The sequence below is a fragment of the Streptomyces cavernae genome (assembly GCF_004023625.1).
Taxonomy (GTDB): Bacteria; Actinomycetota; Actinomycetes; order Streptomycetales; family Streptomycetaceae; genus Streptomyces; species Streptomyces cavernae.
Map to the genome: position 1 here is coordinate 162,810 of NZ_RPDJ01000007.1, position 14,423 is coordinate 177,232.

General features: G+C 71.0%; 12 protein-coding genes. 5 read left to right on the forward strand and 7 right to left on the reverse strand.

Going from position 1 to position 14,423, the window contains the following annotated elements; genetic code table 11:
- The first annotated feature begins 171 nt into the window (after positions 1–171).
- A complete protein-coding gene (locus tag EF387_RS19195; protein WP_128377799.1) occupies positions 172–966 on the forward strand; it encodes a methyltransferase in 795 nt (264 codons plus the stop codon).
- A gap of 259 nt (positions 967–1,225) precedes the next feature.
- Here the strand turns inward: EF387_RS19195 and EF387_RS19200 are convergent, their stop codons facing one another.
- From EF387_RS19200 to EF387_RS19230, 7 genes are all read right to left on the reverse strand, one after another.
- Complete coding sequence (locus tag EF387_RS19200) at positions 1,226–2,170, reverse strand: carbohydrate kinase family protein (protein WP_128377987.1); 945 nt, start codon at positions 2,168–2,170, stop codon at positions 1,226–1,228.
- Positions 2,171–2,196: 26 nt separating this feature from the next.
- Positions 2,197–3,135: a pseudouridine-5'-phosphate glycosidase gene (locus tag EF387_RS19205; protein WP_128377800.1), complete on the reverse strand. Its 939-nt coding sequence runs from the start codon at positions 3,133–3,135 to the stop codon at positions 2,197–2,199.
- 109 nt (positions 3,136–3,244) lie between these two features.
- Positions 3,245–4,471 (reverse strand): formaldehyde dehydrogenase, glutathione-independent, encoded by a 1,227-nt coding sequence (gene fdhA, locus EF387_RS19210; protein WP_128377801.1) that lies wholly within the window; start codon positions 4,469–4,471, stop codon positions 3,245–3,247.
- A 131-nt stretch (positions 4,472–4,602) separates the two neighbouring features.
- A complete protein-coding gene (locus EF387_RS19215; RefSeq protein ID WP_128377802.1) occupies positions 4,603–4,872 on the reverse strand; it encodes a GlsB/YeaQ/YmgE family stress response membrane protein in 270 nt (89 codons plus the stop codon).
- 197 nt (positions 4,873–5,069) lie between these two features.
- Positions 5,070–6,362 carry an MFS transporter gene (locus EF387_RS19220; RefSeq protein WP_128377803.1) on the reverse strand — a complete coding sequence of 431 codons (1,293 nt, stop codon included), beginning with the start codon at positions 6,360–6,362 and terminating at the stop codon, positions 5,070–5,072.
- A gap of 153 nt (positions 6,363–6,515) precedes the next feature.
- Positions 6,516–7,070 carry a methylated-DNA--[protein]-cysteine S-methyltransferase gene (locus EF387_RS19225; protein WP_128377804.1) on the reverse strand — a complete coding sequence of 185 codons (555 nt, stop codon included), beginning with the start codon at positions 7,068–7,070 and terminating at the stop codon, positions 6,516–6,518.
- A 78-nt stretch (positions 7,071–7,148) separates the two neighbouring features.
- Positions 7,149–8,018: a glycerophosphodiester phosphodiesterase gene (locus EF387_RS19230; protein WP_128377805.1), complete on the reverse strand. Its 870-nt coding sequence runs from the start codon at positions 8,016–8,018 to the stop codon at positions 7,149–7,151.
- 279 nt (positions 8,019–8,297) lie between these two features.
- Between EF387_RS19230 and EF387_RS19235 the strand changes: the two genes are divergently transcribed.
- From EF387_RS19235 to EF387_RS19250, 4 genes are all read left to right on the forward strand, one after another.
- A complete protein-coding gene (locus tag EF387_RS19235; RefSeq protein WP_128377806.1) occupies positions 8,298–9,164 on the forward strand; it encodes an MHYT domain-containing protein in 867 nt (288 codons plus the stop codon).
- A 39-nt stretch (positions 9,165–9,203) separates the two neighbouring features.
- Entirely contained in the window at positions 9,204–11,348 is a 2,145-nt protein-coding gene (gene uvrB / locus EF387_RS19240; protein ID WP_128377807.1) for an excinuclease ABC subunit UvrB, read from the forward strand.
- A 230-nt stretch (positions 11,349–11,578) separates the two neighbouring features.
- Positions 11,579–12,157 (forward strand): TerD family protein, encoded by a 579-nt coding sequence (locus EF387_RS19245; protein WP_128377808.1) that lies wholly within the window; start codon positions 11,579–11,581, stop codon positions 12,155–12,157.
- Positions 12,158–12,205: 48 nt separating this feature from the next.
- Positions 12,206–14,260 (forward strand): TerD family protein, encoded by a 2,055-nt coding sequence (locus EF387_RS19250; RefSeq protein ID WP_128377809.1) that lies wholly within the window; start codon positions 12,206–12,208, stop codon positions 14,258–14,260.
- The last annotated feature ends 163 nt before the right edge of the window (positions 14,261–14,423 follow it).

The window sequence follows — 14,423 nt, forward strand, 5'->3', positions numbered from 1 at the left end:
GATCTCCTCGCGCCGCTCGTTGCGCCTTGTCGCGCCAGTGTGCCAGCAGGCGTCGGCGGCCAGGAAAAGTTGTGGGAACGGATCATTCCGTTCCGCTGTGTTCCGTTGTGTGGATGGAGGCGGTGCGCGTCAACCATCCCGGGTAAGCGGGGCGAATGGGATGATCTCCGCATGATGCGAACCGACGGCTATCTCCTCGACAACCGGCAGGCCGAGGCGGGACCGCGCTTCGACGCCCTGGCCGCCGTCTTCGACCCCACCACGTTCCGGCACCTGGAGGGACTGGGCGTCGGCCCTGGCTGGCGCTGCTGGGAGGTGGGCGCGGGGGGCACCTCCGTCGTGACCTGGCTGGCGAAGAAGGTCGGCCCCACCGGACGCGTACTGGCGACCGACATCGACACCTCGTGGGTGGAGCCGGCCGCACGTCAGCCGGTCGAGGTCCGTCGGCACGACGTGGGCGTGGACCAGCCGCCGGGGGAGGGCTTCGACCTGGTGCACGCACGGCTCGTCCTGCTCCATGTGCCGGAGCGGGAGCGGGCGTTGCACTCGATGGTCAAGGCGCTGCGGCCGGGCGGGCGGCTGCTCGTCGAGGACGCCGACCCCGCCCTGCAGCCGTTGGTCTGCCCGGACGAGCACGGCCCCGCCGAGCAACTGGCCAACCGGATCCGGCAGGGCCTGCGCACGTTGCTCGCCGAACGCGGCGCGAACCTCTCCTACGGCCGCCGTCTGCCCAGGCTGCTCCGCGAGGCGGGCCTGCACCGGGTGGAGGCCGACGCCCACTTCCCCATCGCGTCCCCGGCCGGCGCCACCCTGGAGGCTGCGACCGTCCGTCAGGTCCGCGACCGCCTGATCGCGGCTCGCCTGGCCACGCAGGAGGAGGTCGACCGTCATCTGACCAACGTGGCGTCGGGGGCCATGGACCTGGCCACGGCACCGATGATCTCGGCGTGGGGGCGCAAGCGGTAGACAACGCCGACCCAGCTTCGGCGCCGACCCGGCTCTCGTGCCGACCGTGACCCGGCTCTCGTGCCGACCGTTCTCTTGCCGACCGTGATCCGGCTCTCGGGGGCTGGTCCGGCTCTCGTGTCGACGGTGATTTGGCCTCCTTGCTGCGCCGGCCCGGCTCTTGTGCCGGCCATGTCCGGCTCCGTTGCGGCGCCGGCCCGGCTTTCGTGGCGGGCCGGGATCCGCCCCCCTGCGGCGCTGGTCCAGCTCTGACCCGGACCTATCCCTCGCCACCACGGGTGGGCCTGCCGCCCACCTGTTCCACCGCCAGCGCTCCCGCCCGGCACCCCGCCGCGGCGGCCGCCTCCGGCTCCGCGCCCGTCAGCAGTGCGGTCAGGAACGCCCCCGTGAAGGCGTCGCCCGCGCCCGTGGTGTCCCGAGGCGTCGCCGGTACCGCGGGAACATGGGCCCGGACAGTACCTGACCGGGCCACCAGCGCTCCGTCCCGGCCCCGCTTGCACACCACCAGCGGCACCTGGCGGCTCAACTTGACCGCCGCGTCCTGCGGATCGGGCAGTCCGGTGAGCAGGGCCGCCTCGTCACGGCTCGGCAGCAGTACGTCCACACCCTCGGCCAGCGCCAGGAACCGCTCGACCCCCAGCCGGGCGAGGAACCCCGCCGAGGCCGGGTCCACGCTCACCGGCACCCCTCGCGCGCGTGCCGACTCCAGGGCCACCGCGACCAGCGCCCGGCTCGGCTCGGAGAAGAAGAGATAGCCGGACAGGTGCAGCCACGCGACCCCGTCCAGCAGGCTCGGCGACCAGTCCTCCGGGCCGGCCCGCAGACTGGCGCCGCTGTCCGTGAGGAACGTCCGCTCGGCCGAGGCCTCGGCGTCCACCAGACAGATCACCGTGCCCGTCGGTGCCTCCGGGTCCACGACCAGCCGGGGCCGCACACCGGATGCGACCAGCTCCCGTTCGTGCCACGCCACCCCCTCGGCACCGACCCGGCCGAGCAGCCGTACGTCCGGCCACCCCCAACGTGCCGCCCAGCACGCCACATTGGCGCCCGCGCCACCCGGCACGGTCCGGATGACTGCCGCCGTGTCGGTCCCCGCCGCGAGCGGCCCCCGGTGCCGGGCCACCACGTCCGTGACGACATCGCCGACCACCAGCAGCGCACCCGCCCCACCCGTCGCCGTCGGCCGTCGGGCCGACCCGCTCACCCCGGGACCGTCGCCGTCGCCGTCGTTCACGCCCCGGCCCAGGCCGCCGCGATACGTGCCGCCAGCCGCACGTTGCCGCGCACGGCCGCGAGGTTGGCGCTCAGTGACGCACCGTCGGTGTGCCGCACCAGGTAGTCGAGCAGGAACGGGGTCACCGCCTGCCCGGTGACGCCCTCCTCCTCGCACGCCCGCAGCGCGTCGGCGAGCACGCGCGCGTGGAGTGCCGGATCGAGCTGTTCGGCTTCCGGGACCGGATTGGCGACGATCAGCGCCGACTCGGGACCGCCGAGCCCGTCCTGCGCGCGCATGACCTCCGCCACCGCGTCCGGCGAGTCCAGCGTCCACTCCACGGGGAAGCCGGAGTCGGAGAGGTAGAAGCCGGGGAAACGATCCGTCGCGTATCCGGCCACCGTCACACCCAGGGTTTCCAGACGCTGCAGTGTCGCCGGCACGTCCAGGATCGACTTGACCCCCGCGCACACCACGGTGATCCGGGTGCGCGCCAGCAGCCCGAGGTCGGCGGACTCGTCCTGGGTCACCGTCCACTCCCGGTGCACTCCGCCGAGCCCGCCCGTCGCGAACACCCGTACGCCCGCGCGAGCGGCCAGCAGCGCGGTCGCGGACACCGTCGTCGCGCCGCTCGCGCCCGCCGCCACCGCCGGCGGCAGATCACGGTGACCCAGCTTGCGGATGCCGTCCTCGTTGGCGACGCGCTCCAACTGCTCCTTGTCGAGCCCCACATGAGGCCGTCCGTCGAGCACGGCGATCGTCGCCGGTACGGCACCCTCCGCGCGTACGACGGCCTCCAGCTCGAGCGCCACCTGGAGGTTGCGCGGGCGCGGCAGCCCATGGGCGATGATCGTGGACTCCAGGGCCACCACCGGCCGGCGGGCGGCGAGCGCCTCCCGGACCTCTTCGGACACCACCAGCACGCGTGTGCCTCCCGTCTGTCGGTCTCCTCTCATCCCTGGCGGGAGACGGGCCCGGTCAAACCCCGCCGGAGGGTGAGGACAGCCACGCGCGCGTGGGCGATGACTCACCCACGCGCGCGCAGCCCGATGCTCCAGGGGTCTGTCAGACGGGCTGCAGCTCCCTCAGCGTCTCGTGCGGATCGAGCACGTACTTGCGGCTCGCGCCCTGGTCGAACTCGGCGTAACCGCGCGGTGCGTCGTCGAGGGGGATCGGAGTGGCGTTGACGGCCTTGGCGATGTGCACCTTCTCGTGCAGGATCGCCTCCATCAGCTGACGGTGGTAGCGCATCACGGGGCACTGGCCCGTGGTGAAGCGATGGCTCTTCGCCCAGCCCAGGCCGAGCCGGACCTTCAGCGTCCCGGTCTTCGCGTCGTCGTCGACCCCACCGGGGTCCTCGGTGACGTACAGTCCGGGAATGCCGAGGGCGCCGCCCGCGCGCGTGACGGTCATGAGCGCGTTGAGGACGGTCGCGGGTGCCTCCTCGGCGTCGGGCTTGTGCGCCCGGGCCTCGAAGCCGACCGCGTCGACGGCGCAGTCCACCTCCGGCTCGTGCAGGATCTCGGCGATCTGGTCGCCGAGGTCGCCCTGGCTGAGGTCCACGGTCTCGCAGCCGAAGCTACGGGCCTGTTCCAGCCGCTCCTTGTTGAGGTCTCCGACGATGACCACGGCCGCGCCGATCAGATGCGCCGACGCCGCGGCAGCGAGACCGACGGGTCCCGCCCCGGCGATGTACACCTTCGACCCGACCTCGGCTCCCGAGCTGTACACACCGTGGAAACCGGTCGGGAAGATGTCGGAGAGCATGGTCAGGTCGAGGAGCTTCTCGCGCGCCTGCGCCGAGTCGGGGAACTTCAACAGGTTGAAGTCCGCGTACGGGACCATGACGTACTCGGCCTGGCCTCCGACCCAGCCGCCCATGTCGACGTAGCCGTAAGCGGCTCCGGGGCGGGAGGGGTTGACGTTCTCACAGATTCCAGTCTTGCGCTCCTTGCAGTTGCGGCACCGGCCGCAGGCGATGTTGAACGGCACGGACACGATGTCACCCTCATGGATGAACTCCACATCCGGTCCGCGCTCCACCACCTCTCCGGTGATCTCGTGCCCGAGTACCAGGCCCTCGGGTGCGGTGGTGCGGCCGCGGACCATGTGCTGGTCGCTGCCGCAGATGTTGGTGGCCAGTGACTTGAGGATCACGCCGTGCGGGACCTTCCGGCCGATGTTCTCCTTGGCGACCCCCGGCCCGTCCTGGAGTTCCAGCGTCGGATAGTCGGTGGTCTGTACTTCAACCGTGCCCGGCCCCATGTACGCGACTGCCCTGTTTCCGGTCATGCATATTCGCCGCCCTTCGGCTCCGTTGATGGCGGATGCCAGTGGCTGTTCGCACTTTCCACTCTGCTACCGACGTCGCCGTCCGGCTACTGCTGCCGCACCCGATCCTCAACGAGTCGCGAAATCCCAGGTCAGCGGCGGCGCGATGGGGTCCTTCGATCCACCAGCGCGACTCCCAGCGCGGCCAGTCCGATCTGCATGAGCCACTCGATCCAGTCCATGCCCCTGGTGTCGGCCACCCCGAAACCCGCCGCGAGCGCCGAGCCGAGCAGGGCCGCCACGATCCCGACGCCGATCGTCGCCAGGATCCCGATCCGCTGACGTCCCGGGAGCGCCAGCCGCCCCAGGACGCCGATCACGATGCCGATGAGAACGGCACTGAAAACGCCGGAGATCTCCATGTCGTCCGACTCCCTCTGCCTCCGGCGCCGGCCCGGCACACCCATCCGCGCGACGGGTCTCCCACGCGCCCCCATCCGAGGCCTCTACGGGTCCCCTTCCCCGTCGGGCCGCCGCCAGTCCGCGCCGTGGCTGCCCGGGCGGAGCGCTCTCGGCGGCGAACGCCGGCGCATGCGCACGCCCGAGCCCCCCGCCGCGGTCACTTCCCGCCCGCGTCCGCCGTATCCCGCCCCCGTGCTTCGCGTGTGAACAACGCGAGCGCCCCGAGAGGCACCAGCAGGCACACCGCCACCGCGTTCAGCCAGCCATACCCCGCACCCGCCATCACGAGCCCGGCCGCCGCCCCGCCGGCGCCCGCAGCCGTGTTCATGGTCAGATCCGACAGGCCCTGCGCGGCCGCCCGCGCGGCCTGCGGAACGGAGTCCGTGAGCAGCGCCGAGCCGGAGACCAGCGCGGACGACCAGCCGAGCCCCAGCACGAAGAGCCCGGCCGCGGTCTGGCCCGGACGGCCGCCGGCGGTCCCCGCGAGCGCGGCGGCACACGCCAGCAACCCCACCGCGAGTCCGATCCCGGAAAGACGGCCGAGCCGGTCGGCCAGCCGCCCCATGATCGGTGAGAAGGCGTACATGCCCGCGATGTGCCCGCTGATGACCAGCCCGATCAGATCGATGCTCGCCCCGTGGTGGCCCAGTTCGACGGGTGTCATCGACATGACGGAGACCATCGCGGTGTGCGCGACGGCCACGGTCAGCAGCGCAAGCCGGGCGCGCGGCGAGGCCGCGACGGCTCTCAGGCCCGCCCGTATGGAACGTGCCTCGGCGGTCCGCTCCTCGGCGGGTGCGAGCGCCCGCGCGGTCAGCAGCGGATCCGGTCGCAGCAGTACGGCCACGAGCAGTGCCGACAGCAGGAAGACGCCCGCCGCCCACAGAAAGGGACCCGCCGTTTCCGGAATCCCGAGCCCGGAGACGCTGCGTCCCGCCGGCGCCGCGATGTTGGGCCCCAGCACCGCGCCGAGGGTGGTGGCCCACACGACGTTGGAGATGGCCCGCGCCCGCCGCTGCGGCTCCGCCAGGTCCGCCGCCGCGAACCGCGCCTGCAGATTCGCCGACGAGGCCGCTCCGAACCCCGCCATCCCGAGCAGCAGCAGCGGAAAGCTCCCCACTGCGGACGCGACCACCACGACAGCCGCTCCCAGCGCACCGATGAGATACGCCAGGACCAGCCCGGGGCGCCGCCCGCGCGCGGTCATCAGTGCCGCCAGCGGAACGGAGAGGACCGCCGTTCCGGCGACGGTCGCCGTGGGCGCGAGCCCCGCCAGCGACTCCGTACCGCTGACCTCCTCGGCCAGTACGACGGCGAGCGCGATCCCGGTGGCGACCCCCAGCCCGCCGAGGATCTGACTGGCGATCAGCACGGCGGACGTCCGGCGCCGCAGGGCGGGTAGCGAGGCCGCGTCGACGGCCCCGGCGGCCGGCCGCTCGACCGCGGTCACCGGGCATCCCGGCACGGACGGGACGGGCGACGCGTCCGGCTGCGCGGCTGGCGTGGGTGGACGAGGAAACGGGTGTACGAGGACGTGGTCACCGGCGCAGTGTCGCAGCCGCCACCGACAGCGGGACAGGGCTTTTTCCAGCAGCAGACGGCTTCAGAACAGCGGCTCCGGCAGCACCCCCTCCAGAGCGAGCAGCCTCCGCTTGGTCTCCAGCCCCCCGCCGAACCCGCCGATGCCCCCGTCGCTCTCCACCACCCGGTGGCACGGCACGACCACGGGCAGCGGGTTGGAACCCATGGCCGTCCCCACGGCCTGTGCCGCACCGGGCTGTCCGACCCGGCCGGCCAGATCGCCGTAACCCACGACGGATCCGTACGGGACCCCGGACGCCAGCTCGCGCAGCACCTGGCGGTTGAAGCCGGTGATCAGGGTCCAGTCCAGCGGCAGCTCGAAGTCGCGGCGCTCGCCCGCGAAGTACTCCGCCACCTGGCGTATCGCGTCCGCCAGCAGCGGCGAGCGCGGTGCCTCGACCGGCTCGCCGCCGAGCCGGGAGGCGAGCCGGTCCAGTGCCTTGTCGCGGACCGCGTCCGTGGCGTGGAAGACGACGTTCACCAGGCCCTCGTCCGTCGCGGCCAGCAGCAGCGGACCGATGCCGCTGTCGACGACGGTCCACACGACCTGCTGTTCGTACTGCGCGTGGCTGTCCATGGGCCCACCGTACGGCGCACCACTGACAACGCCCTTGGCGCGGAGCGTTTCGGCCCGGTCCGTGCCCGGTGCCTAGGATCAGCCGTCCAGCGCGGCCTCGACGACGTCGGGGAAGTTGGTGATGATCCCGTCCACGCGGAAGCCGGCCACGCGCCGGGCTCCCGGCGCGTCGTTGACGGTCCACGTGAAGATCTCCAACGGTGCGCCGTGCGGCCCCTGGAAGGAGTGGAGGGTGCTCACGTAGTCACCGGTGATCGAACGGTGCGAGGCGTTGATCTGATCGGCGAACTCGCTGTACGCGGGCAGCTCCGCGGCCGAGGGTGTCCCGAGGAAGCCCGTCTTCACCTCGGGCCGCAGCACGTGCACCGCCCGCACACTGGCCGCGCTGAAGCTCTGCACGACCAGCCGGTCGCGCACATGGTCCGGCGCCAGCCACCCCGCCCTGTCGAGCAGCTTGAGGGTCTGGTGTTCGATGCCCGGGTAGAGTCGCGGGTTCTTGATCTCCAGAACCAGTTTCTGACCGTGGTGCGAGACACGGCGCATGTACTGCTCCAGCGTCGGTACGTGTTCGCCCGCGTACGCGGCGCCGAACCAGCTCCCCGCGTCCAGCCGGGCGATCTCCGCCGCGGTGAAGTCCCGGACTCTCCAGGGGGCGCGATCGGGATACAGCTCCTCCACATCGGTCGTGCGCTTCAGGGTCTCGTCGTGGATCACCACGAGCGTGCCGTCCTTGGTGCGCTGGACGTCGTTCTCGACCCAGTCGAAGCCGAGGCCGGCGGCCTTGTCGACGGCGGCGAGAGTGTTCTCGGGGGCGTAGGCGGAGGCGCCGCGGTGGGCGATGACCAGAGGTCTGGCGATCTCGGCGGCCCGCGCGGGTGCGGTCGGACAGCCGCTCGCGGCGATGGCGAGAAGCGCGGTGGTGGTGGCAGCTGCCGCGCGCGCGTACATGCGTGCTCCTGACGTCGTGCGGTCACAGACGGTCTCAGGGTGACAGCAGAGGGTCACGAGTCATGGCAGCGTGTGCCCACAAAATGAACGGAGTTGTCCAAGGACACTCACCAACACCGCACAGGTGGGTCAAGGACGTGATTCTTTGCCGGAAAGTCGTTCGAGCAATCCATCCGGGGACATACTCTCTGCCTCAACCCTCGCTGCTCACGCGGCCCATGGGGGCTGGGGGCAAACCAGAAAATTCCGGGACGCAACAGGGCGGGAGGGTAGCCGCGTATGCAGGGCACGGTCGACGGCTTCAGCTATGGACTCGTCACCCCGGTGGTGGCGTATCTCATGGCCTGCCTCGGTGGAGCGCTCGGTCTGCGCTGCACCACCAGGTCGCAGCTGGCCCGCCGTTCGAGACGGTCGGGCTGGCTCGCGCTGGGCGCCGCGGCGATCGGCTCCGGCATCTGGACCATGCACTTCATCGCGATGATGGGATTCTCCGTCAGGGAAACCCCCGTGCACTACGACAAGATGATGACCTTCGCGTCTCTCGCGGTTGCGATCCTGATGGTCGGCATCGGGATCTTCATCGTCGGCCACCGCGGCGCGACCGGAACGGCCCTCTTCACCGCGGGAGCCATCACGGGGCTGGGCATCGCCTCGATGCACTACCTGGGCATGGCCGGCATGCGGCTCAACGGAAAGCTCGAGTACAACACCTTCACGGTCTCCGCCTCGGTGGTGATCGCCGTCGTCGCGGCGACCACGGCCCTGTGGGCCGCGGGCCAGGTGCGCGGCTTCCTGTGGAGCGTCGGCGCCAGCCTCGTCATGGGTCTCGCCGTCAGCGGTATGCATTACACGGGGATGGCCGCCCTGAGCGTCCATCTCCACAGCACCGTCGACACCCCGACCGGCGACTCACCCGCCACCCTGCTCGCGCCCTTGATGATCGGCCCCCTGGCGTTCCTGATCCTCGCCGGCTTCGTGGTGATGGTCGACCCGATGATGGTCACGGGCGGGAGCGACCACAGGCGGCGCGCGGAGAAGCGTCCCGGAGTCGCCGCGCACACGGTCCCCGACCCGGGTCTGAGGCCTCCGCACCGCACGGGCCAGCCGTCCCGCGCCCACCGCTCGCGGACGCCCCAGAACTGGTAGCCGGCCCCGTTGTCAGTGCCGGGTCGTACCGTGGATGACATGCGGCCCGTATCCCACATCGAACGCACCATGGCGCCTTTCGAGGTCGTCAGCCCCTATCGGCCCAGCGGTGACCAGCCGACGGCCATCGCCGAGCTCGAGCAGCGCATCCGCGCAGGTGAGAAGGACGTCGTCCTGCTGGGTGCGACCGGTACCGGAAAGTCGGCCACCACCGCCTGGATGATCGAGAAGCTCCAGCGCCCCACGCTGGTGATGGCCCCGAACAAGACCCTGGCGGCCCAACTGGCCAACGAGTTCCGGGAGCTGCTGCCGAACAACGCGGTCGAATACTTCGTCTCGTACTACGACTACTACCAGCCCGAGGCGTACGTACCGCAGTCGGACACCTACATCGAGAAGGACTCCTCGATCAACGAGGAGGTCGAGCGGCTGCGCCACTCCGCGACCAACTCGCTGCTCACCCGACGAGACGTCATCGTGGTCGCCTCCGTCTCCTGCATCTACGGTCTCGGCACACCGCAGGAGTACGTGGACCGCATGGTCACGCTCAAGGTCGGCGACGAGCACGACCGGGACGAACTGCTGCGCCGCTTCGTCGACATCCAGTACACGCGCAACGACATGGCGTTCACCCGGGGCACCTTCCGGGTACGCGGGGACACCATCGAGATCTTCCCGGTCTACGAGGAGCTGGCCGTCCGCATCGAGATGTTCGGTGACGAGATCGAGGCCCTCTCCACGCTGCACCCGCTCACCGGCGAGGTCATCAGCGACGACCAGCAGCTGTACGTGTTCCCGGCCTCCCACTACGTCGCCGGCCCCGAGCGCATGGAGCGGGCCGTCAACGACATCGAGAAGGAGCTGGGGGAGCGCCTCGCCGAGCTGGAGAAGCAGGGCAAGCTCCTGGAAGCGCAGCGGCTGCGCATGCGCACCACGTACGACATCGAGATGCTCCGCCAGATCGGCTCCTGCTCGGGTGTGGAGAACTACTCGATGCACTTCGACGGCCGCTCGCCCGGTTCTCCGCCGAACACGCTGCTCGACTACTTCCCGGAGGACTTCCTCCTCGTCATCGACGAGTCGCATGTCACCGTCCCTCAGATCGGCGCCATGTACGAGGGTGACGCCTCCCGCAAACGCACCCTCGTGGACCACGGCTTCCGGCTGCCCTCCGCGCTGGACAACCGCCCGCTGAAATGGGAGGAGTTCCAGGGGCGTATCGGTCAGACCGTCTATCTGTCGGCGACCCCCGGGACGTACGAGCTCTCGCGCTCGGACGGGCAGGTGGAGCAGATCATCCGACCCACGGGCCTGGTCGACCCCGAGGTCGTGGTCAAGCCCACCGAGGGCCAGATCGACGACCTGGTGCACGAGATCCGGCGCCGCACCGAGAAGGACGAGCGCGTCCTGGTCACCACGCTCACCAAGAAGATGGCCGAGGACCTCACGGACTACTTCCTGGAACTGGGCATCCAGGTGCGCTACCTGCACAGCGACGTCGACACCCTGCGCCGCGTCGAGCTGCTGCGCGAGCTGCGCTCCGGCGAGTTCGACGTCCTGGTCGGCATCAACCTCCTCCGTGAGGGCCTCGACCTGCCGGAGGTGTCGCTGGTGGCGATCCTCGACGCCGACAAGGAGGGTTTCCTGCGCTCCGGCACCTCACTGATCCAGACCATCGGTCGCGCGGCGCGCAACGTCTCCGGCCAGGTCCATATGTACGCCGACAAGATCACCCCGGCGATGGAAAAGGCCATCGAGGAGACCAACCGCCGCCGGGAGAAGCAGATCGCGTACAACAAGGCGAAGGGCATCGACCCTCAGCCGCTCCGCAAGAAGATCAACGACATCGTGGCGCAGATCGCCCGTGAGGACGTCGACACGGAGCAGCTGCTCGGCACCGGCTACCGCAGAACGAAGGACGGCAAAGCCGCCAAGGCGCCGGTGCCCTCGCTCGGCGCCCATGCGGCGAAGGGCGCCAAGTCCGCGAAGGGCAAGGCCAAAGCCAAGGAGACGGTGCCCACGGACCGCCCGGCCGCCGATCTCGCCGAGCAGATCGAGGAAATGACGGAACGCATGCGTGCCGCCGCCGCCGACCTCCAGTTCGAGATCGCCGCCCGGCTGCGCGACGAGGTGTCGGAGATGAAGAAGGAACTGCGGCAGATGAGGGAGGCAGGCCTGGCCTGAGGGACGGCGTTCCAGCGGCGCCGTCGCCCCCGTGCGGGTCGTCCGTGCGGGGGCCACCGCGGGTCGGAGGCCCTGGCAGGGAGGGCCGGGGAGTCACCGTCCAGACGCGGTGTGTTGCAAGACCGACACAAAGTGCGAACCAGGGTTCGGCACCGTCAGTGCCCCTGCGTAGGGTTCTGAGCAACCGCACGTTCTGCGGCAACAGGGGACGGTTCGAGAGGGGATCGCGCGTGACGGTCAACATGACCAAGGGTCAGGCCATCAGTCTGCAGAAGAACGACGGAGGCGCCCTGACCGCGGTGCGCATGGGACTCGGCTGGCAGGCGGCCCCGCGGCGCGGCCTGTTCGGCTCGCGCACCCGCGAGATCGACCTCGACGCCTCCGCGGTGCTCTTCGCGGACAAGCAGCCGGTCGACGTGGTGTTCTTCCGCCACCTCGTCAGCGACGACGGCTCCGTACGGCACACCGGGGACAACCTCGTCGGCGGTGTGGGCCAGGGCGGCGACGACGAGGCGATCCTCGTCGACCTCTCCCGCGTGCCGGTCCACATCGACCAGATCGTCTTCACCGTGAACTCCTTCACGGGCCAGACGTTCCAGGAGGTGCAGAACGCCTTCTGCCGCCTGGTCGACGAGACCAACGGCCAGGAGCTGGCGCGCTACACGCTGGACGGCGGCGGCAACTACACCGCCCAGATCATGGCGAAGGTGCACCGTTCGGGAGGCGGCTGGCAGATGACGGCCCTCGGAACCCCGGCCAATGGCCGCACCTTCCAGGACCTGATGCCGGCGATGCTGCCGCACCTGTAGGCGCACCGGCACCGAACACAGGGACATCGACACAGGGGGACAGAGGCGATGACGGCCGAGCTGGTCCGGGGGCAGAACCATCCGCTTCCCCAGGCCCGTCTGGAGATCCGGGTTTCGGCCGGCACGCCGATCGTGGCCGGCGCCACGCTCGGCGACGAGCGCGGCCAAGTGCACGGCGTCGAATGGGTGGCCCACCCGGGCGCACCCTCGCTGCCCGGCCTCGAGGTCTCCAAGCAGGCCGCCGCCGACCACCGCCTGGCGGTCGACCTCGACGCCCTGCCGCAGGCCGTGCACCGGGTGAGCGTGCTGCTGGCCCTGCCGGTCGGTGTGGGCGGCGGTCCGGTGCGGTTCGGCGCGCACGCCGCCCCCTTCGTCGCGGTCACCGGACTCGACGGCTCCGAGGTCGCCAGCTACACCATCACCGGCCTGGAGTCCGAGTCCGCCGTCGTCGCCCTGGAGCTCTACCGCAGGCAGGGTGCCTGGAAGGTGCGCGCCGTCGGCCAGGGGTACGCGGGCGGCCTCGCGGCCATGCTCACCGACCAGGGCCTCGCCCAGGCGCAGCAGTTCGCGAGCACGATCAACGAAGCGGTGGCCCAGGGCATGGCCCGTTCCGTGGCGGCACCTCCGCCGCGTACTCCGGAGTCGGACCGCGCACGGCACGCCGGCGCACAGGGCGCCTCGGGGCACGCCGTGCCACAGGCGGGATACCCCGGCGGCCAAGGAGCACCTCAAGGCGGCTACCCAGCGGGAACGGGCCCCCAGATGGGCCTGCCGGGCGCCCCCGGGCAGGGAGCCGGCCAGGGAGCCCCGCAGCCCGGCTACCCGGGAGGGCACCCGGCATCCGACCCGGGCGCCGTCAGCCCGCCGCCCGTGCCCGGCGGCGGCATCAACTACAGCCACCCCGGCCGGCAGACCGCGGCCCCTCCGCCGCCCCCGCCGACCGCGCCCCCGGCCCAGCCCGGACAGCCCGCCCAGCCCGTGGCGGGCGACGCGACCGGCTGGTCCATGGAGGAGCGGCTCTACAACCAGGTGTGGGGCATGTTCGAGGACCTCGCCCGCACCACGGCCGCGTATCGCAGCGCGGTGGACTTCGCCGAGTCCCGTATGGAGCAGGAGCTCGACAAGATCCTCTCCGACCCGCGCAGCCGGATCGGCGGCCAGGGAGACGCCGCCCGCGAGGCGGCCCGCGCCAAGCGGACCCAACTCGTCGACCAGGCCCGGGCGGCCCTCGACCGAGACCTCGCGCAGCTCACCGCCGAGGCCGATGTCGTGGAGCCCGCGCTGCCGCCGGCCTTCGCGAGCTGGGACAACCCGGTCTGGCACGCCTACCGGGTCCCGATGGAGATACCGATGGCGTTGCGCCTGGGCGATCTACGGCTGCCCGAGAGCGGTGGGCTGAGCATCCCGATGCTGGTGCGGCTCCCGCTGGAACGGGGTCTGTGGATCGACAGCGGGCGCTCGGGTTCCACGGACGCCGTGCTCGTCGACTCGGACGAAACACGCCGACTGGCCATGACCACCGCAGTGGCGCACGCGGCGCGGCTCCTCGCGGTCTACCCGGCGGGCGAGTTCACGGTGCACGTCATCGACCCGGCGGGCTCGGGTGCGGACGCGCTGGCGCCGCTGGTGCGGTCCGGGGTGCTGGCCGGTCCGCCCGCCGCGGGGGCGGCGGGCGTCACGGACGTGCTGGCCCGGCTCACCCAGCGTGTCGACCTGGTGCAGATGGCGGTCCGCGGGGGCGCGGCCGACTCGCTGCCGCCGGGTTTCGACACGTCCGAACAACTGCTGATCGTCAATGACTTCCCGCACGGCTTCGACGACCGCGCGGTGACCCAGCTGCGCTATCTCGCGGACGAGGGCCCCGCCGTCGGCGTGCATCTGATGATGGTCGCCGACCGAGAGGAAGCCTCCGCGTACGGGCCGTTGCTCGACCCGCTGTGGCGTTCGCTCCTGCGACTCACCCCGCTTCCCGACGATCACCTCGCCGACCCCTGGGTGGGTCATGCCTGGACGTATCAGCCGTCGCTCGTGCCGGCCGGCAGCGAGGTGCTGCAGCTGGTGCTCACCCGGGTCGCCGAGGCCCGGCGGCCCTGGAACCACTGACCCACGGCGGTCGGCAACCTCTCCACCAAGACCTTGCAAAGTGCTCTGAGCTGGCAATTTGGAGCTTCTTTTACCTAAACCTTTACCATTCCTTGGTGATTGGGGTACTGTCTTTCTCACGGAGGGGAGTACTCCTACGTGTTGCGGCGCACCCGTCAATACG

Excerpts from the sequence above, each read along its gene's own strand:
- fdhA (WP_128377801.1), bottom strand. The coding sequence starts at position 4,471 with ATGACCGGAAACAGGGCAGTCGCGTACATGGGGCCGGGCACGGTTGAA.
- EF387_RS19225 (WP_128377804.1), bottom strand. The coding sequence starts at position 7,070 with ATGGACAGCCACGCGCAGTACGAACAGCAGGTCGTGTGGACCGTCGTC.
- EF387_RS19230 (WP_128377805.1), bottom strand. The coding sequence starts at position 8,018 with ATGTACGCGCGCGCGGCAGCTGCCACCACCACCGCGCTTCTCGCCATC.
- EF387_RS19195 (WP_128377799.1), top strand. The coding sequence starts at position 172 with ATGATGCGAACCGACGGCTATCTCCTCGACAACCGGCAGGCCGAGGCG.
- uvrB (WP_128377807.1), top strand. The coding sequence starts at position 9,204 with ATGCGGCCCGTATCCCACATCGAACGCACCATGGCGCCTTTCGAGGTC.
- EF387_RS19235 (WP_128377806.1), top strand. The coding sequence starts at position 8,298 with ATGCAGGGCACGGTCGACGGCTTCAGCTATGGACTCGTCACCCCGGTG.
- EF387_RS19250 (WP_128377809.1), top strand. The coding sequence starts at position 12,206 with ATGACGGCCGAGCTGGTCCGGGGGCAGAACCATCCGCTTCCCCAGGCC.
- EF387_RS19215 (WP_128377802.1), bottom strand. The coding sequence starts at position 4,872 with ATGGAGATCTCCGGCGTTTTCAGTGCCGTTCTCATCGGCATCGTGATC.
- EF387_RS19205 (WP_128377800.1), bottom strand. The coding sequence starts at position 3,135 with ATGAGAGGAGACCGACAGACGGGAGGCACACGCGTGCTGGTGGTGTCC.